This window comes from Afipia sp. GW822-FHT03D08 (genome assembly GCF_058801645.1).
On the sequence record NZ_JBXANK010000003.1, the window covers coordinates 380,732 to 402,668 of the forward strand.

The 21,937-nt window shown below is 55.3% G+C and carries 23 protein-coding genes; 13 read left to right on the forward strand and 10 right to left on the reverse strand.

Annotated features, from left to right (window positions below):
- Window positions 1–34: 34 nt before the first annotated feature.
- The 3 genes from AC1RM7_RS20970 to AC1RM7_RS20980 form a co-directional block, all read right to left on the reverse strand.
- A complete protein-coding gene (locus AC1RM7_RS20970; protein WP_244434426.1) occupies window positions 35–1,033 on the reverse strand; it encodes an Lnb N-terminal periplasmic domain-containing protein in 999 nt (332 codons plus the stop codon).
- 48 nt (window positions 1,034–1,081) lie between these two features.
- Window positions 1,082–2,524 (reverse strand): metal-dependent hydrolase family protein, encoded by a 1,443-nt coding sequence (locus AC1RM7_RS20975; protein WP_024919561.1) that lies wholly within the window; start codon window positions 2,522–2,524, stop codon window positions 1,082–1,084.
- A gap of 291 nt (window positions 2,525–2,815) precedes the next feature.
- Window positions 2,816–3,856 (reverse strand): ABC transporter substrate-binding protein, encoded by a 1,041-nt coding sequence (locus tag AC1RM7_RS20980; protein ID WP_024919560.1) that lies wholly within the window; start codon window positions 3,854–3,856, stop codon window positions 2,816–2,818.
- Between the two features lie 232 nt (window positions 3,857–4,088).
- Between AC1RM7_RS20980 and AC1RM7_RS20985 the strand changes: the two genes are divergently transcribed.
- The 6 genes from AC1RM7_RS20985 (at window position 4,089) to AC1RM7_RS21010 (ending at window position 8,270) form a co-directional block, all read left to right on the forward strand.
- Window positions 4,089–4,514, forward strand: a complete 426-nt coding sequence (locus AC1RM7_RS20985) for a hypothetical protein (RefSeq protein ID WP_006022668.1) — start codon at window positions 4,089–4,091, stop codon at window positions 4,512–4,514.
- 129 nt (window positions 4,515–4,643) lie between these two features.
- On the forward strand, window positions 4,644–5,105 hold the full coding sequence (gene hisE, locus AC1RM7_RS20990; protein ID WP_006022667.1) for a phosphoribosyl-ATP diphosphatase: 462 nt from the start codon (window positions 4,644–4,646) through the stop codon (window positions 5,103–5,105).
- A gap of 63 nt (window positions 5,106–5,168) precedes the next feature.
- Window positions 5,169–5,750, forward strand: a complete 582-nt coding sequence (locus AC1RM7_RS20995; RefSeq protein WP_006022666.1) for a YqaA family protein — start codon at window positions 5,169–5,171, stop codon at window positions 5,748–5,750.
- Between the two features lie 96 nt (window positions 5,751–5,846).
- Window positions 5,847–6,395 (forward strand): hypothetical protein, encoded by a 549-nt coding sequence (locus AC1RM7_RS21000; RefSeq protein WP_024919559.1) that lies wholly within the window; start codon window positions 5,847–5,849, stop codon window positions 6,393–6,395.
- Window positions 6,396–6,497: 102 nt separating this feature from the next.
- Complete coding sequence (locus AC1RM7_RS21005; RefSeq protein WP_024919558.1) at window positions 6,498–7,466, forward strand: NAD(P)H-dependent flavin oxidoreductase; 969 nt, start codon at window positions 6,498–6,500, stop codon at window positions 7,464–7,466.
- Window positions 7,467–7,502: 36 nt separating this feature from the next.
- Window positions 7,503–8,270 carry a thioesterase family protein gene (locus AC1RM7_RS21010; protein ID WP_024919557.1) on the forward strand — a complete coding sequence of 256 codons (768 nt, stop codon included), beginning with the start codon at window positions 7,503–7,505 and terminating at the stop codon, window positions 8,268–8,270.
- Window positions 8,271–8,297: 27 nt separating this feature from the next.
- Here the strand turns inward: AC1RM7_RS21010 and AC1RM7_RS21015 are convergent, their stop codons facing one another.
- A complete protein-coding gene (locus AC1RM7_RS21015) occupies window positions 8,298–8,672 on the reverse strand; it encodes a hypothetical protein (protein ID WP_006022662.1) in 375 nt (124 codons plus the stop codon).
- A gap of 329 nt (window positions 8,673–9,001) precedes the next feature.
- Window positions 9,002–9,580, reverse strand: coding sequence for a hypothetical protein (locus AC1RM7_RS21020; RefSeq protein WP_492236160.1), 579 nt, complete (start codon window positions 9,578–9,580; stop codon window positions 9,002–9,004).
- 636 nt (window positions 9,581–10,216) lie between these two features.
- On the opposite strand from AC1RM7_RS21020, the gene AC1RM7_RS21025 reads away from it, so the two are divergent.
- From AC1RM7_RS21025 to AC1RM7_RS21045, 5 genes are all read left to right on the forward strand, one after another.
- Window positions 10,217–10,639 (forward strand): hypothetical protein, encoded by a 423-nt coding sequence (locus AC1RM7_RS21025; protein ID WP_492236159.1) that lies wholly within the window; start codon window positions 10,217–10,219, stop codon window positions 10,637–10,639.
- 680 nt (window positions 10,640–11,319) lie between these two features.
- Window positions 11,320–13,263: a hypothetical protein gene (locus AC1RM7_RS21030; protein ID WP_492236158.1), complete on the forward strand. Its 1,944-nt coding sequence runs from the start codon at window positions 11,320–11,322 to the stop codon at window positions 13,261–13,263.
- Window positions 13,264–13,370: 107 nt separating this feature from the next.
- On the forward strand, window positions 13,371–13,982 hold the full coding sequence (locus tag AC1RM7_RS21035) for a hypothetical protein (RefSeq protein WP_492943916.1): 612 nt from the start codon (window positions 13,371–13,373) through the stop codon (window positions 13,980–13,982).
- A gap of 4 nt (window positions 13,983–13,986) precedes the next feature.
- The gene (locus AC1RM7_RS21040) at window positions 13,987–14,883 is read left to right on the forward strand and encodes an SIR2 family protein (RefSeq protein WP_492236156.1); all 897 of its coding nucleotides are present in this window, start codon (window positions 13,987–13,989) and stop codon (window positions 14,881–14,883) included.
- Window positions 14,884–15,068: 185 nt separating this feature from the next.
- Window positions 15,069–15,806 carry a hypothetical protein gene (locus tag AC1RM7_RS21045; RefSeq protein ID WP_492236155.1) on the forward strand — a complete coding sequence of 246 codons (738 nt, stop codon included), beginning with the start codon at window positions 15,069–15,071 and terminating at the stop codon, window positions 15,804–15,806.
- Between the two features lie 526 nt (window positions 15,807–16,332).
- Here the strand turns inward: AC1RM7_RS21045 and AC1RM7_RS21050 are convergent.
- Window positions 16,333–16,755, reverse strand: coding sequence for a DUF6641 family protein (locus AC1RM7_RS21050; RefSeq protein ID WP_492236154.1), 423 nt, complete (start codon window positions 16,753–16,755; stop codon window positions 16,333–16,335).
- A 479-nt stretch (window positions 16,756–17,234) separates the two neighbouring features.
- Here AC1RM7_RS21050 and AC1RM7_RS21055 point away from each other — a divergent pair, with 479 nt between their 5' ends.
- Window positions 17,235–17,714 carry a toll/interleukin-1 receptor domain-containing protein gene (locus AC1RM7_RS21055; RefSeq protein ID WP_492236153.1) on the forward strand — a complete coding sequence of 160 codons (480 nt, stop codon included), beginning with the start codon at window positions 17,235–17,237 and terminating at the stop codon, window positions 17,712–17,714.
- Window positions 17,715–17,736: 22 nt separating this feature from the next.
- Here the strand turns inward: AC1RM7_RS21055 and AC1RM7_RS21060 are convergent, their stop codons facing one another.
- The 4 genes from AC1RM7_RS21060 to AC1RM7_RS21075 are packed head-to-tail and all read right to left on the reverse strand — an operon-like array spanning window position 17,737 to window position 21,393.
- Window positions 17,737–19,053 (reverse strand): T6SS phospholipase effector Tle1-like catalytic domain-containing protein, encoded by a 1,317-nt coding sequence (locus tag AC1RM7_RS21060; protein ID WP_492236152.1) that lies wholly within the window; start codon window positions 19,051–19,053, stop codon window positions 17,737–17,739.
- A gap of 9 nt (window positions 19,054–19,062) precedes the next feature.
- Complete coding sequence (gene thcA, locus AC1RM7_RS21065) at window positions 19,063–19,725, reverse strand: Thoeris type III anti-phage system protein ThcA (protein WP_492236151.1); 663 nt, start codon at window positions 19,723–19,725, stop codon at window positions 19,063–19,065.
- 1 nt (window position 19,726) lies between these two features.
- Entirely contained in the window at window positions 19,727–20,887 is a 1,161-nt protein-coding gene (gene thcB4 / locus AC1RM7_RS21070) for a Thoeris type III anti-phage system protein ThcB4 (protein WP_492236150.1), read from the reverse strand.
- A gap of 14 nt (window positions 20,888–20,901) precedes the next feature.
- Window positions 20,902–21,393, reverse strand: a complete 492-nt coding sequence (locus AC1RM7_RS21075; protein ID WP_492236149.1) for a TIR domain-containing protein — start codon at window positions 21,391–21,393, stop codon at window positions 20,902–20,904.
- Between the two features lie 132 nt (window positions 21,394–21,525).
- Here AC1RM7_RS21075 and AC1RM7_RS21080 point away from each other — a divergent pair, with 132 nt between their 5' ends.
- Window positions 21,526–21,885: a toll/interleukin-1 receptor domain-containing protein gene (locus tag AC1RM7_RS21080; RefSeq protein WP_492236148.1), complete on the forward strand. Its 360-nt coding sequence runs from the start codon at window positions 21,526–21,528 to the stop codon at window positions 21,883–21,885.
- Window positions 21,886–21,937 lie beyond the last annotated feature (52 nt).

Here is a 21,937-nt window from a genome sequence, read left to right on the forward strand (position 1 = left end):
AGTGATCCCGCGCGCTCGCAAAGCCGTGGACGTGTCAGCGAGATACCGTCGGCAGGGCCGCGCGAATGCGCTGCGGGAAATCGAGTGCGTCACCGGCGGCGCGGGCGGCCTCGTTGATCAGGGAGCGCCGCCGCAGTTCGTCGAACGGCAGCGTCGTATCCACCCGGCCCGAGTGGTAGAGGTAGCTGTCGATCAGACCGTTCAAAAGATGACGGATGTCGAACCGGCCGGCGCGTCCGGCCGCATTCGCGTAACGCACGATGTTGATCGTGCAGCTGTTGGTGAGCAGATGATAGAACTCTGGCCGGTCGGCGAGTTCGTTGATCCGCGTCAGGTAAATCATAAACAGCCGGCGCGCATCGTCGGCGGAGGTGTTGAGGCGATAGAGATAGACGGGCTCGCCGCGATGGTTGGTGCGCACGCCGACGAGGTCGCGCTCCTCGCCCACCACATAGATCAGCTCGAATTGCTTGAACAGGGACGCGACGGGCGCAAAGCCTTCGCCGACCTCCGGCCGCGTCTCGATGGAGATACTCAGCGGCGGTGCATTGTCGAAGATGAAGCTCACGAACGTATGCCCGACCGGCCCTTCGTGGAAGTAGGCCACGTAGAAATTGAGGGCGGTCAGGTGCGACAGCCACACTTCGCGCTCCTCCCAGCGCTCCGTGAAATCATTCCGGCTGCGGTAGTCGAAATTGCGCACCCCGGTGATACGCACGCGGTCGCCGTCGATGAATGCCCGCGGCATAACTGCCACTTCCGGCCGCCATGGGCGGTCGTGTGAGGGCGGAATCGATATCCACCACGCGGCCACGCCGAGAAACAGCACGCCGAAGACCGCCGGCATGCGCCGCGGACGCGAGAACCAGAGGGCCCAGATCGCAAACACCGCAAAGGCAACCGCCAGTGCAAGGCGCAGCTCGGTCCATGGCAGGTTTGAAAAATAGATGGCAAGCGCAGCCCACGCGATGAGCACGACGCGGCAAAGAAACCAGAGTCCAGCAATCAACCAGCCGAGGATTCTGGACAGCAATCCGCGATGTGAACTCAATCGGCCCTCGCTTTGATGCTTACTTGGTCTCTATTTCGCCAGTGCGTTTTTGTAGATGACGCCGTCCTTCATGATGATCGTGAAATTCTTGGGATCGGCGACGAGGCTGATATTGTCCAGCGGATTGCCGTCGACCAGCAGCAGGTCGGCAAACGCGCCTTGCTCCACCACGCCGAGCTTGCCCGGATAGGGATTGCGTTTTCCGGACAGCGCCAGCAGTTCGGCATTTGTTGACGTCGCCATGATCAACGCTTCGGCCGGCGTGTACCAGCGCACAAGCGAGGCCAGAATGGCGCCCTGTTGCTGCGCCAGCGCGCGGGAGAACAGCACGTCGGTGCCCCACGCCGTCTTGAGTTTGTACTTCTTTGCCAGTTCGTAAGACCTCGCTATGCCGGGCCAGATCTCATCCGCCTTGGCCCGTTGGACCGACCCCACCGGAAAGCCCAGCCTCAAGGCGTCGGGGAGCGGCTGCATGCTCACCCAGATTCCTTTCTCGGCAAGCAGCTTGGCGGTTGCTTCGTCCATCAGCGTGGCATGTTCGATACATTTCACGCCAGCCGCAACAGCCCCCTGGATCGCGGCCGGCGTAAAGGCGTGCGCGGCGACATAGGTGCCCCAATTCTCGGCCGCTTCAACTGCGGCGCGCAGTTCGGGGCCGGTGAAGGTGGTCACGTCGATCGGACTGAAAGGTGACGACACGCCGCCGCCCGCCGTCAATTTGACCTGGGAGGCGCCCTGCATGAGTTGTTCGCGGGTGCGCACGCGGACCTCGTCAGGGCTGTCCGCAATCACAGCGCCGCCGATCAGCTCCATGCGGGTGAGCATGCCGCCGATCGTGCGGGGCAGATCGGTGAGCTTGCGGAAATCCCCATGCCCGCTGGTGATCGTGATCATGGCGCCGGACGGATAGATGCGCGGACCCTTGACGATGCCCTCGTCGATGGCTTGCTTGAGACCGAACGCTGGTCCGCCAACGTCGCGAACGGTGGTGAAGCCGCGCATGAGGGTGTCGGTCGCTTCGTCGCCAGCCAAGAGATTGTTGTAGCCGACGTCACCGAACGCCTGCGCCGGGGTCGCCCGTATCAGCATCGCGTGCCAATGCGCGTCGATCAGGCCCGGCATCAGCGTCCTGCCGCCGCCGTCGATGATGCTGGTGGTCGCGCTGCGATCCACCGCAATAGGCGCGCGGGAAATTCTTTCGATCTGGTTGCCCCGGATCAGCACATTCGCCGGATCGGACAACGCAGCGTTCTTCCCGTCGAAGACGCGGACGTTCTGAAAAAGCGTGACTGCGTCGCCGGTCAAGGTGGAAGCAGGGGCCGAGTTCGGCGCTTCCGGCGTCTTCTGCGCCAGACCCGCCTGGCAAAGTCCGATGAAAATCGCGGCCGACACCAGCGATAGACCGCATAGCCGTTTTAGCTTCCGGGCCGTCATCAGGCCACACAACGTGCTCGACTCTTCTTTTGAGTTCATTGTGCGATCTCCTTTGCTTTTTGACTCCAGAACTGAAGCTGATAGCGGAGACTTTTTCGCGAGGGCACAGCATCGATGAGATCGCATGGACCTCGTCATACGCTGTGATCCCGGTCACTGATGCAGCACCATGTCGGGCAGCTTGAACGGCGTGAACTCTATCATCACTTGCCTGCCCAAGCTATCGCAGGAACGCGAGCTTGCGATAGCTCCCGGACCTGGTGGAATGTCTGTCGTTAGGAGAAGATTTGATGGGCCGTTATCATTCAATTTAATCTGCAAGTACGCAGCTTAGTTGAGCTTCCGCGCATTCGGCGGCGGCAAAAAGCTGTCATCGAAAATGTCGCTGACCGACGGACGCTTGCGGAATCCGTAGGTGTCGGCGATCTGGCCGACGCCAATATCGAAGCGGACGGCGTCGATGTCGCCAAGCCCGTTTCGCTTCACCTCGTCGGTAACGATGTTGTCGTGAATGACCGCGCGCAGCCGCTCGAGTTCGAGCTCGCGCGAGCCGCCGCTCATTTGCGTAACCACCTCGTCGGCGGCACGCACCGGCTCCTTGATCGCGAGCCGGAGGCCGGCGATCGTCGCGCGCACGAATGCTTTCACGGCGTCCGGATTGGCGGCGGCGTATTTCGGATTGACGATCAGCGCGTGTCCATAGACCTCGCTGCCGAATTCGGAGAAGCGAAGCACCGCAAGATCGTTGGCTGGAACGCCGCGGTCGCGCAGATTGATCGCGGACAGGAACGAGAATCCGGTGACGCCATCGACCTGACCGGCGGAGAGCATCGGTTCGCGCACCGCGGCGCTGATTTTCTCCGTCCGGACCTTGTCGAGCTTGATGTCGTTCTTGCGTGCAATGGTCGGCCACATCCGCGCGGCGAGATCGCCGTCCACCACGCCGATGGTCTTGCCGTCGATGTCAGACATGGTCGCGATGCCGCGGCTCTTGCGTGCGATGATCGCGTAGGGCGCCTTGTTGTAGACGACGAACACCGCCTTGATCGGAAGGCTGCCTTCCGTATCGCGATAGCGAATGAGCGAATTGATGTCCGCCAGCGCCATGTCGCTGTTGCCGGATGCGACGCGTGCAATGGCATCCTGTGATCCGGTCGCGGCATCGGTGGTCACGTTAAGACCTTCCGCACGAAACAGGCCCTTGCTGGATGCGAGGATAAATGGTGCCGCCGAGCCATCGATCGGCCGGTCGAACGAAAAGTGCAGGGCCGACGCAGCCACGCCGGGCATCGCGCCGAGGAAGGGCGCGCACAGGAGCGCGATCAGCAGCGGGACGATTTTATAGAGGATGCGGTCCGGATTTTTGGGCATGCGCGGCACTTGGTCTTGGGAAGCGTAGGGCGGCTTTTGAGCATCGGCTGTGTTGGTATGATGACAAGCACACAAGGCGGCGTCCGTCACCTTTTGGCCCTTTCCGCGCGGGTTTGCCGCAGTTTTGCCCTTTGCCCTTCAGCTTGCATTCAGGTCCGGGAACCCAATGTAATAAAAAGGGTTATCCGTCGACTGGTCATTCAGGCCAGGGATGGCCTGTGAGGACGTTGAAATGTTCGTTCGTAAGACTTTGCCTTCACGCTTCAGCCGAGCTGTGGTTCTGGCGACGGCTGCCGCGCTGGTTTCGACACTAGTTGTTCCGCCTGTCGCTCAGGCGTATCCGCTCGCTTCATCGGCCGCCAAAACCTCGTCCGCCGAGCCCGCGAACGCCAGCGAGGCGACCGATTTGAGCGCGCGCGCCCGTCGCCGGGTCGTGCGCCGAAGCTATCGCAACAACGCTGCCGGAGCCGCTTTCATGGGTCTGGCGCTGGGTACGGTCGGCGCCATCGTCGCCGAGCAGCGCCGCCGCGACTACTATCGCGACAATTACTATTACGGCGGTGGTCCCTATTATGGTGGCCGTTACTACGGTGGGCCGGCCTATTACGGCGGCAATCCGTATGTCGGTGGCGGCTACTACGCCGTCCCGCACTACTGAGCGTCGGACCAGTCACGCTGCGGTCATCGGCCTCGCCGGGAGGAATCCCGGCGATTGCTTTTTGGAGCATTTTCAGCCAGTTGGGGCGGCGTTAACACGCTGGCGAGGGTTTTGATCTAGGTTCGAACAATGAGTGATTCGCTAGAACGGCTTTATCACGCAGTTATCGCGGCCAAGGATCTCGATCCGGCGACGTCGCGTACCGCACGGCTGTTTCAACGCGGGCCAGCTAAAATGGCCAAGAAACTTGCCGAAGAAGCCATCGAAGTCGTGATCGATGCGGTCAATGGCGACTCCGACGCCGTGGTCCGGGAAAGCGCCGATTTGCTCTACAACCTGTCGGTCCTCTGGGTGGCGGCAGGTGTTCGCCCGGAAGATGTGTGGGCCGAAATGGATCGCCGTGAGCGGGTCCAGGGCATCGCCGAGAAGCTGCCCAAAGTCTATGCGGACAAGCCGGTGCAAAAGGCTGTTGCCGACAAGCCTCGCGCTGCCGCGAAGGCGCCGCCGAAAATCGCCGCGGCGGCCCCGGAAAAGGTGGCTCGGCGACCAATTGTCGCGCTCCAGGGCGGCCGGCTCAAGAAACGGCGCTAATTAGCCGCAAAATTACACATTTCCATACATGGACAAATCGGCTGGACGGTGGTTGATCGCGCCATGCTGAAACGAATGTATGACTGGTGCATAGCCGCCGCCGATAAACCTTATGCGCTCTGGCTGATGGGCGCTGTGTCCTTCGCGGAAAGCTCGTTCTTTCCGATTCCGCCGGATGTCATGCTGATCCCGATGTCGCTGGCGCGGCCGCAGAAGGCGTGGCTTTACGCGCTGGTCTGTACGGTGACGTCGGTCGCAGGCGGCGTTGTCGGCTACGCCATCGGCGCATTGCTTTATGATTCCGTCGGACAGTGGCTGATCAATCTCTATGGCTACGGCGACAAGGTGGAGGCGTTCCGCGCGTCCTACGCCGAATACGGCGCATGGATCATCCTGCTGAAGGGCCTGACGCCGATCCCCTACAAGCTGGTCACCATCACGTCCGGTTTCGCCAATTACAACCTTCTGCTGTTCATTGTCTTTTCGGTCATCGCGCGTGGCGGCCGATTTTTCATCGTCGCGATCGTGCTTAATCGCTACGGCACCTGGATTCGTGAAGTCATCGAGAAGCGCCTTGGTCTTTGGGTCGCGATATTGGCCGGCGGTCTGGTGCTCGGCTTCATCGTCGCGTTCAGGCTATTCTAGGAATTATCTTCAAGCGAAGCGGCAGCGGTTCGCGTGACGAAAACACGCTGAACATAAAGTCTTTTCCCCGTGACAACGGCGGGCTACGCTGAAGCCATGTCCAATCACTCCAGCGATTTGTTTGTAGACGTTCGGGGACGCATTGTCCTGATCGCCATGCTCACAGCCGTGTTTGGAACGACGGCGGCGTGGTCGCAGCAGGCGCACCCGCAGCCTCAGATCGCGCCGTCGCAGCAGGCAGCTCCGCCAGAGCCTCCCGCGCCGCCACCCAACAATCCGGGACTGGTCGAGGAGATCGGCAGGTTACTGAAGGACTCGGCATCGGGTCTGACGTCGACGCTGCCCAGTCCGGGCCGGGCGCTCGAAGGTCTGAATTCCAGCGCCAAGGATGCAAGCGACAGTTTGAAACGGATCGCACCCCCGTCCGGCCAGACGATGGCCAGCGGGCGCACCCTTTGTCCGCCCGCGGCCAATGGCGCGCCGGACTGCAAGCGCGGGGCAGACCAGCTCTGCAAGGAAAAAGGCTACGCCGAGGGCAGGAGCGTCGATATCGAATCCACCCAGAAATGCTCGGCAAAATCATATTTTTCGGGACAGGGTGCGTGCCGGACAGAAAATTTCGTCACCCGGGCCGTCTGCCAGTAAACGCAAGCCTCTTTCAAGAAATGGCTATAGCCCCTAAGACCGTGGCAGGTGCTGCGGCCTTGGTGCTCGCGCGTGTTTCATTCTGCGGAAGAGGATTTTCCGATGTCGATGCCCGCCTTGTTCAAAAATCGTCTTTCAATTCCGGCGATCGGTTCGCCGTTGTTCATCGTGTCGGGACCTGACCTCGTCATCGCACAATGCAAGGCAGGAATCGTCGGCTCGTTTCCGGCATTGAATGCCCGTCCTGCTGCGCTGCTGGACGAATGGCTGCACCGGATCAAGGAAGAACTCGCGGCGCACGACAAGGCGCATCCGGACCGTCTGTCCGCGCCGTTCGCGGTCAACCAGATCGTTCACAAGTCCAACAACCGTCTCGATCAGGATCTTGCGGTTTGCGAGAAACACAAGGTGCCGATGGTCATCACGTCGCTCGGCGCGCGTGAGGAACTCAACCAGGCAGTTCATGCCTGGGGCGGCATCACGTTCCACGACGTGATCAATCAGAAGTTTTCGCGCAAGGCGATCGAGAAGGGCGCCGACGGCCTCGTGCTGGTGGCCGCGGGCGCAGGCGGTCATGCCGGTGCGATCTCGCCGTTCGCGTTCGTAGCGGAGACCCGCCAGTGGTTCGATGGCCCGATCGCGCTTTCGGGCGCCATGGGCACCGGCCGCGCCATCCGCGCCGCCCGCGTTCTCGGCGCCGACTTCGCCTATATCGGCTCGGCGTTCATCGCGACGCTCGAAGCCAATGCTCCGGAAAATTACAAGGAAATGATCGCGTCGTCGTCCGCCGACGACATCGTCTATTCCAACCTGTTCACCGGCGTGCACGGCAATTATCTCAAGCCGTCGATCGTGGCCGCCGGCATGGATCCTGACAATCTGCCGGTGTCCGATCCGTCCAAGATGAACTTCGGCACCGACGCCAGCGGCGAACGCAACAAGCCGAAGGCCTGGAAGGAAATCTGGGGCAGCGGACAGGGCATCGGAAGCATCGACAAGGTGCAGCCGGTTTCCGAACTCGTGGCCCGCCTCAAGAAGGAATACGAGGCCGCCATCGACCCGCCGCTCTGACTGGCAGATATCGCGTTGCCTGTACCGGCTACCACGATGGAAGCGGTCTTCCGCGTCGAGGGTGATCGCGTGTTCACGAGCGAGCATGCGGGGGGGCCGTGGCACCCCAGCATGCAGCATGGCGGCGCGCCATCATCCCTCGTTGTTTGGGCGGCAGAGCGAATTCCGACGCCGCAGCCGATGCATGTCGCACGGCTGACCATCGATCTGATGCGTCCGGTGCCGGTGGCGCCGCTCACCCTCGAGACCGAGGTGGTTCGCGAGGGGCGCAAGATTCAACTCTGTGCAGTTCGCCTTTTCGCGGAGGGCGTGGAGGTTGTGCGCGCCACCGTTCTCAAGGTCAGGGCGCTGGCGATCGACTTGCCCGATACCGTGCCGGCGGTGCCGCTCGATGTGCCGGGTCCAGAGGCCGGCCGGGATGAGCCGCAGGTTTCCAACAAATTCCTCGCCGGCGTCTCCATGCGCGCGGTGAAGGGCGGCTTCCTCAGGCTGGGCCCCGGTGCGATCTGGTTTCGTCCCAATCGCCCGATTGTCGAAGGATCATCCATATCGCAGGCGATGCGCACGGTTCTTGCCGCCGATTGCGGTAACGGCGTCGGATCGGTGCTCGACTTCAAGAAATGGACATTCATCAACGCCGACCTCACGGTGACGTTCGCGCGTCCGCCAGTGGGCGACTGGATTCTACTAAACTCGGAGATGATGTTGGGCGCCGATGGCGCAGGGCTCGCGGTCTCGCGCCTCGGCGATGCTCAGGGTTACTTCGGCTCGGCGATACAGTGTCTTGTGGTCGAGCCCCGCTGAGCAAAGCGGGCAGGCGTGCGTCCTGGATCAGTCGACAATCCGCGTAAGCACCGCTTTGAACGCGAGGCTCGGAAACTCGGCCGCTGTTCCTTCGCAGATCGCAAAGCTACCCTTCACCGTTCCGTTGAAACTGATCCTGACCTCGTCGAAACCGAACACCGAAGGGTGGGTGGAATCCTGCGTGTGCCGAATGCTGGACACGTTGCCCACGAACGATGGGCCATCCTGGGTGTAAGATCCCGTATATGCGAAAGCGGAGCTTCCGCCCCGGAGCTTTCCATTCTCGGCATGGATCACGCCCAAGGCTTTCCCTCGCGGCGTTTCAAATTCCACTTTGTACAGGCCCTGAAGCAGAGGTTTATCGGAGGCCGCTGTCGGCTGCGGGCTGGTCTGGTGTTGCATGCGCTGTCATTCCGGTATTGCCGCTGAAGTCAGGCCTTCGAGCGTGACGCCTTGTATCGTCGGTAGTTTGTGTTCGCGCAGTCAGAAGAAGCATAACGTCACCGGAGGGTCTCTCCGATGGGCCGGACTTTAGACAAAAGCCTAGTATAGAGGTCTTGGTGCCCCTGGCCGTCATCGCATCCGCCTCGTATCGTGTTGATTTCATGAGGATTTTTAACATGAAAAAACTATGATACCAACGGTCATACCCACATTCTTTCTGGATGTGGGGAGACACCAATGGACGGCCTTTTAGCGGGTCTGTGCCGATCTTCCAATCGAACAAAAGTTTACCGGGGCAACAGTTCATAACAGTCGTTGCGGTGCCGTGAGCCGATGAGCTCCGCACCCTTGCTGCAGTACTGAATCATGGTCTCCAGCGAGCCTTTGCCTGGATCATAAGACTCCACTTTGACTTCACCGAAATGACGAAGCTGATGTGCTGAACCAGCGACGAGCAGGGGTCTGCGGAAAGCCTGGCCCTCTGGACGTAATGCGACGACCGCGTGAACGTGAAGCAAACCGAACTTCAAGAATTCGCCAGCTTCACGAGCCGACATTGTTCCCTTTGAGCCTGGAAAGTCGACATACGAAACACTCAATGGCTGCTGATAACGCTTTCGGCCCATGTTGTTGCCGCATGCTTCAATGACCAGCCGAGTGAACCAATCACGATACTTCGTCAGGTAGTTCGCAGGATCTTTCTTTGATTCGTTCCGGTCGAAGTAAGCTGACTCAAATTTCATCGTGACGGCGAACACGTTGTCGACGATAGCTTGGTTCAACTCTGCTTCGTTTGAACCGACATGATCTCGATAGATCGACTTGATTACGTAGGCGATAGCATCTGGATTGATGAAGTTGCTCAAGGTTATGACCTCTTATTATTGGTTGTTATGGGTCATGATAAGAAGCGCATCACGATAGTTTCGTGCGAACGCTTTGAACCGTTGCATCGTGTAAGCAGTCATCAGCCATCAAACGTCAGCATCGCTGGCGTTGTGTAGGTTGGTGACGCTTCTCAGCGCATCTGGCGAGCACAATCATCGTCCAGAGTGCGAAACATGATGAGTTAGAAGCGTCGATGTGACGGTGGTCCACTTCTATATATAAGAGCGCCGCTTTCATTCGGGTCGCATCACACAAAATTACTTATGTGACGCACGCGCTCGCACGTTACGTATGATGATTTTTGGTGATCACATACTGGAATTTTGGGCGGCGATTTCACCCGGTGAAACTGGCCCGTTAAAAAGCCCATTATTTAGCCGGTAGGCTCTGGAAGGGCGGCTCGATCTTGTCGGTAAACTGGCTCGATAGAAGCCCCGGAATCTTACGTTGACATTCCGCCGAGAAAATACGGATAGAGATTTGCGTCCGATCAGGAGACGCACGTGCCATCAAATCCCACGAGACGAAGTTTTATCGCAGCTTCGCTAGTTGCCTAAGCATCAGTGTCGACAATTGATGCGTTTGCGGAGGTCGATCACGAAAGACTTCGATTGATGGAACGTCGCAAACATCTTCAATCCGCAATTGCGAAATTAGATCGGGATTGGGCTGCGGCCTATGCGAAGCTGCCGACTTGGTGTCGACCTGGACCGAAGTATCGGGATGAGTTCGGTGTCGTGTCCGGGCCGATTGTAGGATGGCCCGAGGTGAGACTTTGGATTCAGATCGACGAAGGCCAATGGTTGGTTAGGCCATCGCTTGGCGACTTGCGCGAACTGATCAATCAGGAAACCGCCAGCGTAGGAAGAGAAGTTGCTTTTGAAAATTACCGACTGCGAATTCAGGAGATGCGAGATCGACTGCGGTTGCGACGACAGATTTATCGGTCGGCAGAACTGCCTACGTCTCGCGACTGGCTGCCGCTTGATGTTCTGCTTGAAGAGGTAGAAGGCGCCATCGCCAATGCTTACCGGTGAGCATTCTTTAATCTATCGATATAGTGCTCAGCATAGCCATAATTCGAAGCCTATTCTTACTCGAAGACGTAATGCTAATCGACATTAAGGATAGGTTTCTTGATCTCCCTGAATTTGAGGGCGCGTTCCTCTCAATATTCTAGCGAGCACCCTACGAGGTGATTTTAGCTTCCGCAGTACGCTCAAGCACTCAAGACAGGTAGCTGCGATAAATAACGGTCGCAGGTTGCAAGCCTTTAGTATCAAGGTAAGGCGATCGGCAGCGCAGCAGGAGGGCGCCTCGCTTAAAAACGCCTTATAGTTCAGGTTAATTGGCTTTTAAGCTTGTGGTTGTGGGCCCAGCATGGCATTCCTTGACTAAGTTCCGCTTCATTTCGCCAATAGATGCCGATTACCTGAATATAATCCTATAGACGGATGGGCTTCGCTAAGGATTATTCGAATTAGATTGCGCCTGCGAGAGAGTTGATGCTGTCACTCAAGTATTTTTTGAGAGCTTCAAAGCAAATGGCTTCGTACGGTGAAACGGGGACAGGTGCGCTTGACCACCTTCCTTCAAGAGTTGCGGGACATCGGCAGTCAGCAAAAAGGCAGAAACTTCGTCAGCCCTCCGAAGATCAGTCTCCGGCCCGGAAGTGGGACGATAAACGTAAGATGTTTGTCTATCCTGACTAATTCGCATGCAGGCCGAAGCGCGAGCTCAATACCTCGTTCTGCACAACCTTTCCGAGGCAAAAAGATCTGTCGAGATTTTGCCGGATCTCTCCACCGCTTTGCTCGGATGGGGGGTCGGGACTCGTTTGTCTCCAATTTGGAGACTTCGTGGAGATAATAAATCCGCGCCGCCCGTTTCAAAGTTTACAGGGGCTTCGGATTTAATTTTCTTGGGGCCTGTCCGGGTCGCTAGGCTGTCTTCGGAGGTTCGAGCGCTCGCTGATCCAGATAAAATTAGCATCTGGGTCACGATGGGTTGCTTCAATGTGGTTGTAAGAAGTCCAAACAGTAAAATTACCGCTGAAATAAAGACATGGGCTGAGACGGAAAAGGTACCCTTCGAGATTTGGCATCTTAAAGGGACAAAGATAGCTGCTGTCGCTCACACAGTCTTCAGTAATTCCGATCTGCAAGCTACTATGAGTGAGCTAGCAACGATTGGAAAACTTACGGTCGACGCAGCTCTTCGGGTAACCCTTCAAGAGCACTTGGCTGTAACGGCCACAGTGCTTGCGCGGTCTGCTGCAATATATCCTTTGGCGTATAGTGATTTTAGAAGCACGTTGACTGTTACAAAGGCGTTGGTTCAGGCTGCGGAACGCAGCGAGCTTCACACGCTCAGTCTTCAATCTCGTCTTGTTAGCGCTAACGCGGCAATCTCGCGCTTCTCTTCACAAGCCTTTTCCGGGATCCCGCCAATACTTAGTACGGAGTGCCATTTCTGGATTCATTCGCTACTTGGGACGGGAAGCGCGAATATTGCTTTAGCTCGACTGGTTGGTTGGGTTCAGAAAATTCTCGGAGAAGCGGATCTTCCTGAAAGAATCTCAAACTTGGAGAGGCAAACTGAGAACGTTCCCACTCTAGCGGAACTGACCGAGAATCCAAATTATCTAGAGCGGGATCCCCTTTCCGAGAAAATCACTAAATCCGACAGCCCGCCTGTACCGCTGATAACATATTTCAGCGGTAGAGATGGTTTCAGTAGCCATCTTCAAACATTAAGTGCTCCACTTACTGCGATCGCTGAATGCAATTCGTATAGATCGAATCTTCTTACGGTTACACACGAAATCGCACATATTCTTGTCGCTGTATTGATGACGGATCTTTATCCCGACTTCAACGACTCACAGCAACTAGAGATGGCCGCTGAAATAGCGCGCAGTCGTTTCAAATCCCGCAATTGGCTAGAAGCCGCTAAGCAGCTGCTGCTTGAGGGCGTAATTGGAATGAGCCAAGCCGAAACGGGTGTTGAAGTTAGGCAGAGCGAGCTCAAGGAACGTCTGCCAGAAATCCTGAGAGACTGCCGTCGCGAAGCCCAAGAGATAATTGTTCATACGCTTGATTTTTGGTACTTTTATCGAAGCGATCCTGACTTTTATGTGAAAAGTATCTGGCATTCGTGGTGCACGATCCCAGAAATTCAAGATAGAGTTCCTGAGTATCTGATGCGGACACTCTGTGCTGTATCCGTAACATTACTCCGAGAAACTCCAGAAAATCGCTTCCCGGCCGCTCTTCGAGACATCAAGCGGATTCTGGGGGCTCTTCGGGCGGAAGGGGGGGCCACGCGTGATTACATAGCGGTAGCTCTTGATTACATCCAGCAGCTCGAATGCGATGCTGAATATCGTCGAGTGTTTGAACAGCAATACAGCGCGCGGCTACTGTTAGTTCGTATGGTCGTGATTTTTATGACGTCTGAGCAACTATCGGCTCAGTTGTATGCCGATGCATATGAAGGCGGAGGTAGCGGATATGAGAGAAAGCCAACACTTTCATACGATTTGATACCGGTTGGAAATCCACTTACCTTCTTCCGGGCACACTTGAAGGATGATCCAGGGGAGGGTGAATCGCTCTGGGTGTTGCATAGTTTGGCATTCGACTTAATGGCCGATGGATGACACAGTTTAGCGGGTATCTCATGGCTCGAGCGGAGGCGACGGACGTCCCGCGCGATCTGCTTGAGTTATCCGCTCCACTTGCACGCGGAGGTCCAACACTAAAGTTCGTGAGCACTGCGTACGCTACCTCTCGTTGGGATGAGTTTGTTCTAAGCAGTCCCATACGACTTGCCGATGAATCTGAAGCAACAGTAGCTCCGTTCGAATATCAGATCTTTATTGTTAGAGGCCTGGGTAAGTTCGTAATTTTAGCTCAGCGAAGGAAAGTCGCCGACTACGTCATTCAACAGATTCTTGATCGGAAAATATTTCCAAATTTTCGCCGCGCCCCAATCAATATTCAGAAATTGATCCAACGTTGCGAGACGCCTGATGCTGAATTTCTAATCACCTCACTTCACGGGCGTTTTTCTGCTGCGGGTCCCTCGCTCAGAATAATGTCGCTGTACGGGGATGATGTGACGGATTCTCCTGTGTTCAAACAGCATGGAAAATTGTTCAATTTTTTCGCGTGCGGCCTAGGGCGGCGATTGTTCGAAGGCCTTCCTCGGCTTCGACCCAATGAAGAAGGTGAAATCTCGCGATTGGCAAACGACGGATTTCTAACAATGAATTTGACTGATAGGCGACGAGCTACAGAATTCATGGTCGCCATAAATTTTGTGTTGCGCAACCGATGCGTGGATTCATGGGTTCCAATTGCAGAAATGTCGGATTGATTAGATGACCATGAATCTTCCAGAAAATTGGAAAAGTCGAGATAACCTTATTCAGCATCTTGCGGACCAGCTTGTTCAAGGGCGACTTGGGATATTTCTAGGGGCGGGTGTTTCTTCTTTCTATGGTTTGCCTGAGTGGCGAGAACTGGTGGATCGTATTTCAATAGCTTGCGGCGATTCAAAGCTGGATCCGAGTGATGACCCGATAGTTCGCGTTGGCGCACTCCGAGCAACCCACTTCAGGAACGATGTGCCCGGTTTTCTGAGCGCGGTGAAAAGGCAGCTTTATGATAATTTGAGTTTGGATTTCGAGCAGATTAGGAAAAATGACACGCTCGCCGCAATTGGCTCACTCGTGATGTCTTCGAAACGTGGTAGCGCGGCGAAAGTTATATCTCTGAACTATGATGATCTTTTGGAGAATTACTTAGAGTTCCACGGTTTTGTTACGACCCCAGTTTGGAAACTGGCGCACTGGGCTAATACGTCTGATGTGACGGTCTATCATCCGCACGGATTTTTGCCGCTTGCGCCAGACCGCAGCGATAGCGAAGATATTGTCTTAGGTACTCAACAATACCACGACGTGATGACGTCAAAGTGGCGACCTTTACTTGAAAGCTTTTTAAGAACGCACACGTTCTTGTACATAGGCCTATCCGGCTCAGACGTTCATCTACAAAGTTTGGTGCACGGCATAAGTCAAGTGCATGCAATAACAAACGAACGAATTTGCTATCACACCGTTCGTTTCTCGCGTTCCGGACAGAGAGACGATATAGGTGCTACGTTAGAGCCGTTAGGGGTTTTTACGCACGGGATTAAAGACTATTCGGAGTTGCCAAAACTGCTATTTGCGATCAGTCAAGCAGCCAGAAAGGCACGCGCTTTGACCATATAGGTGAAATTGAGCCAACACCTTGCTCATCGGTGAGCAAAATCGGGGTGAGAAGCGGAAGAGAATTGTCTAGCCATCTGCCGCGCGCTGCTAAACTTTATTTCTTCCATGCACCCCCTCCGCTAAAGTCTACTTGCTCTCGCCTCCCGGTTGCGCTTGGATAGTGCCGGGTCTGGGGAGGCTCCAAAATGCGTATTGTGAGTTTAGTCGTGCTTTGCACGATGGTGGGCGGTTGCGTCACTACCGAAACGGTTCAATTCAAAGCTTCAAATCCACAACAACAAGCGATGGTGCGCGACGGGCAACCTGCCATCGTCTCACGTCAAAAATCGTCAGTTGTCTTGGTTCGACCAGCAGCACGCCAACTTCAAGCCGGTGGTCGCCCTGTATTTGTGGTCGGCATCAACAATCTCGGCAGGGCACCACTTGAATTCCGCGTCGCACAAGTCGAGGCAAACCAGGTTGTCGCCGGTCAGGAATTCCAGATGACGGTCGTGACCTATGAGATGCTGGCGCAGGAAGAAAAGAATCGCCAGGTCGCCGCCGCCATTTTGACGGGCCTCGCAGCTGGGGCAAATGCTTATAGCGCATCGCGCGCTGGTTATGGCAGTTACACAACGCCGAGCGGGCGAAGCGGCACTTTCTACAGCCCGACAGCCGCAGCAATCGCGCATAACACCGCCGCCGCCCAGAACGAGGCCATGATTGTTGGAACGATCGAGCGCGGGCAAGCAAACATGGCGGCGCTTGAGCAGACCGTTCTGAAGGACAACACTCTTATGCCGGGAGAGTGGGTTGGTGGGCAATTGCATCTGTCACCTCCAACCAATCCTCCGTCTGGGAGCAGCAAAAATTACTCGATCATTATCAATGTTGGTGGCGATCGCCACGTCATTGAGGTTGCTCAAGCACCTGCCGGAGCCTGAGCAAATGCGGAGCCAAATTGCGTTCTCGCTGCTAGCCGGAATTTCGGCTCTAGCATTTTCGTCTAGCTCGTGGGCTTATTGTTCGGCACCATCGGCTCCTTACTGTGCAACGCGGTACGGAGCGTTCGACGATCAAGATGACTTCGACAGATGCAAGCGTCAGATGCAGTCATATCAGAGTGAAGTCGAAAGTTTTCTCTCGTGCTCGCAACGAAAGATCGATGACCTACGACAGAAATCTAAGTCAGAGCTGGACGAATACAATAATGCGGTTGACAGCTTCAATCGTCGAGCGCGGGGCTGATCCGTCGAGGATAATCATCCACGGTCTGATCGGCCGATTCATCCTCGCTGCTCACCGGTGAGCAACTGGTATCGCAGTTCGGACATCGATCGTCACAGGTCGCGGACCATTCATCGGTCCACCTCGTGCCGCACGGACATTCATAGAAATTGCGAAAGAGCATCTTGCCGACCGTGACGGTAATTTCGGGGACAAGTTTCCTCGCCCCCGAAGTTTGATCAGTTAGCTTGCCTTCTTGCGGGCCGGCGGCGTTCGGGAAGCCTGGGCCAACTGCGTATCGAGTTCACCAGATCGCGTTGCCGCAATCAGCGTATCGATGACGGCGGGCAGCTTATCGAGCGAAGGCACAGCAATGGCTGCCTTGCCCTTCTCGAATTCGATTGCCTTTGAACCCGACCGGATTGCAAACAGGTACGAACCGTCGATGTTCTTACGCCACCAAGGCGAGACACGCTGATCGCCTTCGACAGATTTTCGGACGCCATCGACAGTTGCAAAGGATCGTACTTTGCGGACGTAGCTCGGATTGCTGAGCAGCACTTTCTGCTCTTCCAAGCGCGTGATCGTTCGCGTCCGACGCTCCAGTTTGGGATCGGTCTCGGTCTTCGGCAGCGCAGTAAAACTCAGCGATTTCAGAGAAGTCATCATGTCCTCCATCAAAGAGATGTTGAGGACGACCAAGTATAATGCCGATTGGTGTGATCACATACCGATAAATGTTGCTCGTTACCGCAATGAACAGCACACGTAGAATGGCTAATCGGGCAGACTCACGATTCGGGCGACTTCGTGTCGAAGCAATAGGGGCTATAAAAATTGATGACTCGCGAATCCTGCGAATCGGTATCTATCTTAGTCGCGTCCGTTTCGGAACATTTGAACGAACTATGACTAGATGCACAGCCCCAGTCGAAGGTCATCGCTCGGCAAACGCCGAAGCAAACTGTCCTGCGTGCCGCGGGCGTGGCCGCTGGAGTGGTCGCTATAGCAGCTACGGGAGCAGCTATAGCTCGTACCCGTCTTATTCGTCCTCATCTTACTCATCGGGAAGTAGCGGCGGTGGTCGCGGCGGTGGCGGCTCTGGCAGGAGCATCAAGCCGCGCTGGTCACGACCTGGTTCGTTGATGTTGTACACTCCAGCCGAGGTGCGGGCACTCACGCCAGTTCGTGAGAATGTCGAAAAGCGAGCGGCACTAGACCTTCGTGATGTTTTTCTCTGCCATGCGTGGGATGATCGGCATGGCGCCGCCAAAGAGCTTCACGATTATCTCGAATCTCGTGGCGTAAAGGTTTGGTTCAGTGAGAAAGACGTCGGCCTTGGCGTGCCTCTCCTACGTGCGATTGACAAAGGCTTGGCGAATTCGCGGATTGGTATCGTGTTGGTCACCCCCGCACTTATTAGCGGACTCCCAAAAGAGGGAATCGCTGACAAAGAACTTTCAGCGTTGCTGGCTGGCGAGCGACTCGTTCCCGTCGTACACCAGACGACATTTGAAGCTCTTCGCGAAGTCAGCCCTCTGCTCGCTTCACGGACTGGCTTGAGTACGGCTGAAGAGTCACTGTCTGACGTCGCCGCAAAACTCGCCGACCTGGTGGCGCTCTAGCTTGCTGAAACGTTGCGAAGTCTCAGATTGCCGCTGAGGTATCGCGGGTCTGACGCCGCGCATGACTGAGTATTTCGCCGTCCCACCCGACAATCGGCAACTGATACGTCGGAGGATCTTGTGTTGGACAAGAAAGGCTCTGGAGGTTCTTCGGTAAGTAAGTCGATTTCTTTCCTGTGATCTCTATCTCGCGGTTTATTCGCTCCACCGCCGAGATATGGAGCATTTCGTTGGTCGGTTCGGCATGACGGTCGCGTCCCACATTGACCTCGGAAAACGGACGTAAGAACGGTAGCCGTTTGCATTTTATGTAAACGTTGTTGATCGAACGAAGCGCCCTCGGCCAAATAAAGTAAGGACCTGTTCGGGACTGATGTTGCTTCGCGAGGCTGCGATCTTTCAGCATATTCAGGGAAAGAGGTGGCCAGCCCGCATCGGAGACTGGGAAATCGGGAAAATACTTCTTTACACGTTTCAACATCCAGTCGAGCGTAAGGTCATCAAGTCCTGCAATTTCCTTCCTGACTCTAAGTTCTTCGGGAATGTATCCACCGCCAATATCTGCGTGAGCTCCGGGAAACCATACCTGCTCAACTACCGTGTTGAATGTCTTAAACTTGCTTTTGCGCCAAGGTGCTGCCTCGAAGGGCTTTCGCTGCTCATCGATAGCAAGAGCGTGCAGATTTACATCGACAGCCGCACATAGCTCAACATCATGAAACTCGTTGTTGTCCCTGTTGAAGACTTTGAACTGTTTGAAGGGCACACCGAGAGCGCCGACAGTGTCAAAAACACCTAGGCACGATATTCTAAGCTTCTCGCGCTCATGTACAAATGGTGTCAAAGCTGCCCACGCGCCAGGCGAGCGATCATTCGGAGACGTACGGTAGAATTCCCACGCTCTTTGCTCGAGTTCTTGGGTGCAATTGTCGCGCTTAAGTAGCCCTGCCGCATGCACGTAACCAACGAGGGATCTCGCTGTGAAGGCGCCGCGCGAAAACCCAAATACAAAAACTTGGTCGCCAGGCTCATAGTGGAACGAGAGAAATTTATAGGCGCGTCGAATATTCTGACTCAGCCCTTGTCCGAGAGCTCCACCAAAGAATCTATTGAGAAATGCACCCGTTCCCACACCTCGCTCATAAAAGACGATGTTTCGGACATTCGCATACGACTTTGATACAACGGAACCGTCCTGAGATTGAGTAGGAGTGGTTTCGTCGGCCGCCCATAATGTGCGAGCGATCACTTCGCGAAGTCTAACGATGTTCGTATCCGTTTGACCAAAATCGGCATCATTCCAGGTGCCGTCTAGCAAAAGAATAATGCGCTTCGCCATCTTCGGGTATTATCCTCTAGTCGGTGCGATGGGTGGTTTCCAAAGCCGTTCTTCATACTTCTCCGGCTGGTCAGCGAATGCAGCAAATCGATTCTCAAGCGGTGAAATTCTCAGTACTCGGTGAAAAAGTCTGACGTAATCAAGATCGCTCAAGACGCCTTTACCAATTTTCTCTTCGTCAAATTGCAGCTCCGAAGTCGCGCCGCCCGTAGAAATAATTGGCAAAATAGGAACCCCGGGCTGAAGTTTAGCAAGTAAATCCCTCTCTTCGATAATGCCGTCCATCCCACCAATGAAAACTGCAGCCGAAAACTTGTTCTCTCGAAACATTCGCTCCCGCATAATGCGAAGGCTCGCACCCTGATCGGGTGCCCGCTCTGTGAAAATGACGTTACGGAACTTCGCGTTCTCGACCGGGAAGAAGTCTCTAAAGTGCTCGGATTGGTAAAGCTTAACCCAGTCCCCGTACTGAACGCCCACATCAGACGCGACAACCCAAACCATCGGTGTAATAGCCGGATGTCCTCCCCACACGAGTTTTCGTCTGCCAAGTGTCACATACACGAGTGCGGAGACAGCCGCCTGAATTGCTACTGGGTCGGCTGTCTCCGCGTATTTTGGGCTTCTTGATGGATCAGGAACGCTGGCGGACAGGAAGATTGTTTCTGTCATATCAGCATCCAAGATTCACAAAATCATAGGCTGCATCAGACACTTTAACGGCCCGGACGCACTGAATCTGGGCATCAAGCCACTTGAGATGGGTCGCCCAAGCGTCGTGGATTCCGACGTGATCATAGACAAGTATAGGAAGCCCAGACTGTTCGGACATGGAGGCTTTTTCTGCGACATCATGCAGAGTTTCAGCGGTCGGAATGCCAACGACTGGATATGCCCAAACCTTCTTTTGATTCATCATCTCGATCGCTATTGCCCCGTGAGCACCTCGACCTTCAACTTTCGCATTGATGCGAGCCATATCTGCTCGAAGTTTCCCTGCAATCGATCTGTAGCGGACCGCGATGCTGCGACTACGGATGCGCTCGACCGCAAGCAGAATTTGGTCGAGGGCGCCCGAGTTAATTTCACCCGTGGCGCTACTAATGTCGCCGCCTGCAAGGAACAGTGTTTGAGACATACTGGTTAACGGGCTTGGAGTGTGGTCTGGCCAAACGACGCGAAGTATGTGGATTTCCTTAGCTAACGCTCGTCCCAGTTCCAGCTGGGTCCACCTGCTGGCGGCATAAGAGGGAGTATCGAGCATAACCATGACGTCTGAGTCACATAGCCTATGAAACAGAACATCTTGGAACGGCTCCGCCGGCCTAATGTCATGAGTATCAAGAAAGACATCGAAACCTTTAGCCGCGAGTTCGTCATGCAGCTGTTGTGCTGCTCTTCGCGCCTCAGTTCGGCGATAGCTTATGAACACACGGCGCTGTCGTCTTAGGAGGCCTACACACTCGAGAAGAGCGGTTGAAAGCTCCACCAGCTGTGGGTCCTTGGAGTGAACTTTCACGCCATTCAGGGGCCGAAGACTTTCGGGAATATCCGCATCGAACGTCTGCCCGTCACAGATAACTGGAATGACCGGATGTCCGTCGTAGATTAACCGTTCGACGATAGCGATATCGTTTCCGGGAGCGCCGCCAAAATAAACGCAACCCGTCGCCGCCTTGTTGTCGCGATTTTGAACGTCAGCATGCTCTCTGAAAGTCACTTCTCTGCCAAGCTGAAGGTCGAGGTCCTGTAGCATTTCGACGAGAGTCGTTTTCAAGCGAGCTCGCTCGCTGTGGCGATCATCTCCGAGGATAACGATTTCGTAGAGGCTCATGTGAAATTCGGCTTTCAAGCGTTGTTACGAATCTTAATCGCCTCTTCTATCCATTGCTCGATGTTATTGGCGATCGAAGCGTACGCAGCCTTGCTGTCAGCCCCGCTGGGCGTTTTTAGCTGAGCGATATCAGCAAGTGTGCCTTGCTTGTAGGTAAGTTTGGTGAACGGGTTTACCCCCGCCGTACCTGGCTTGCTGTTTCGATCAAGCAGTTTGTCTATGCGAATCGCTACAACGCCCTTGCCGTCATTCCATCCCTTGACGATTTCATGGCGAACCCAGGGACGCTGCGCAGTCTCAGAGCCCACCAGTACAACGACGCAGCTCTTTCCGTGCATATTCTCTTCGATCCATTTTTCAACAGCTGCGTCACCCTTGGCCTTTATTTCTTCCCACTTATTGGCAGCGCATACAGCCTGTCCTTCGAGCGCGCCGATATTCCGCACTTGCTGAGTTCGCCAAAAATCGTTGTCGAAATGAAAGCTGAAAAAAACATTCCTTGCCATCGAGGATCCCTATATTTTGTTGCTACAAAAAAATGCACTGCAATCTGGCAGCGCCAAATCTCAAGAGTTTACCGATTCTGGTTTGCTGGCAACAGCGCCAAGCATTTTATTCAGGGGCCTGGAGGGCAGCGCATGACGATTTCTCAAACAACGCTTCTTTTCGCATCTGCGAACAGAGAAACGCGCGCATCACTGACGGAGGCCAAAGGGCACGGAATTCCGACCGCCTTCCTGTCGCATAGTCATAAGGACGCGAAACTTGCGTTAGGTCTTTCGAACCATCTGCATTCGAAGGGTTGGGACATTTATATCGATTGGCGCGATACGGCGATGCCGGATCCTCCTAACCGGGAGACCGCCGCACGAATTCGAGGCAAGATTGTCGAGATGAACTATTTTCTTTTTCTAGCCACTGAAAATTCAATGACTAGCCGATGGTGCCCTTGGGAATTAGGTTACGCGGACGGAAAAAGGACAATAAGAACATTTTGATCGTCCCGACGAGCAGCCAATCCGGGAGAACCTTTGGCTCAGAATATCTCGA

Excerpts from the sequence above, each read along its gene's own strand:
- AC1RM7_RS20975 (WP_024919561.1), bottom strand. The coding sequence starts at position 2,524 with ATGAACTCAAAAGAAGAGTCGAGCACGTTGTGTGGCCTGATGACGGCC.
- AC1RM7_RS20980 (WP_024919560.1), bottom strand. The coding sequence starts at position 3,856 with ATGCCCAAAAATCCGGACCGCATCCTCTATAAAATCGTCCCGCTGCTG.
- AC1RM7_RS20985 (WP_006022668.1), top strand. The coding sequence starts at position 4,089 with ATGTTCGTTCGTAAGACTTTGCCTTCACGCTTCAGCCGAGCTGTGGTT.
- hisE (WP_006022667.1), top strand. The coding sequence starts at position 4,644 with ATGAGTGATTCGCTAGAACGGCTTTATCACGCAGTTATCGCGGCCAAG.
- AC1RM7_RS20995 (WP_006022666.1), top strand. The coding sequence starts at position 5,169 with ATGCTGAAACGAATGTATGACTGGTGCATAGCCGCCGCCGATAAACCT.
- AC1RM7_RS21000 (WP_024919559.1), top strand. The coding sequence starts at position 5,847 with ATGTCCAATCACTCCAGCGATTTGTTTGTAGACGTTCGGGGACGCATT.
- AC1RM7_RS21005 (WP_024919558.1), top strand. The coding sequence starts at position 6,498 with ATGTCGATGCCCGCCTTGTTCAAAAATCGTCTTTCAATTCCGGCGATC.
- AC1RM7_RS21010 (WP_024919557.1), top strand. The coding sequence starts at position 7,503 with ATGGAAGCGGTCTTCCGCGTCGAGGGTGATCGCGTGTTCACGAGCGAG.
- AC1RM7_RS21015 (WP_006022662.1), bottom strand. The coding sequence starts at position 8,672 with ATGCAACACCAGACCAGCCCGCAGCCGACAGCGGCCTCCGATAAACCT.
- AC1RM7_RS21025 (WP_492236159.1), top strand. The coding sequence starts at position 10,217 with ATGGAACGTCGCAAACATCTTCAATCCGCAATTGCGAAATTAGATCGG.
- AC1RM7_RS21030 (WP_492236158.1), top strand. The coding sequence starts at position 11,320 with ATGCAGGCCGAAGCGCGAGCTCAATACCTCGTTCTGCACAACCTTTCC.
- AC1RM7_RS21040 (WP_492236156.1), top strand. The coding sequence starts at position 13,987 with ATGACCATGAATCTTCCAGAAAATTGGAAAAGTCGAGATAACCTTATT.
- AC1RM7_RS21045 (WP_492236155.1), top strand. The coding sequence starts at position 15,069 with ATGCGTATTGTGAGTTTAGTCGTGCTTTGCACGATGGTGGGCGGTTGC.
- AC1RM7_RS21050 (WP_492236154.1), bottom strand. The coding sequence starts at position 16,755 with ATGACTTCTCTGAAATCGCTGAGTTTTACTGCGCTGCCGAAGACCGAG.
- AC1RM7_RS21055 (WP_492236153.1), top strand. The coding sequence starts at position 17,235 with ATGTTGTACACTCCAGCCGAGGTGCGGGCACTCACGCCAGTTCGTGAG.
- AC1RM7_RS21060 (WP_492236152.1), bottom strand. The coding sequence starts at position 19,053 with ATGGCGAAGCGCATTATTCTTTTGCTAGACGGCACCTGGAATGATGCC.
- thcA (WP_492236151.1), bottom strand. The coding sequence starts at position 19,725 with ATGACAGAAACAATCTTCCTGTCCGCCAGCGTTCCTGATCCATCAAGA.
- thcB4 (WP_492236150.1), bottom strand. The coding sequence starts at position 20,887 with ATGAGCCTCTACGAAATCGTTATCCTCGGAGATGATCGCCACAGCGAG.
- AC1RM7_RS21075 (WP_492236149.1), bottom strand. The coding sequence starts at position 21,393 with ATGGCAAGGAATGTTTTTTTCAGCTTTCATTTCGACAACGATTTTTGG.
- AC1RM7_RS21080 (WP_492236148.1), top strand. The coding sequence starts at position 21,526 with ATGACGATTTCTCAAACAACGCTTCTTTTCGCATCTGCGAACAGAGAA.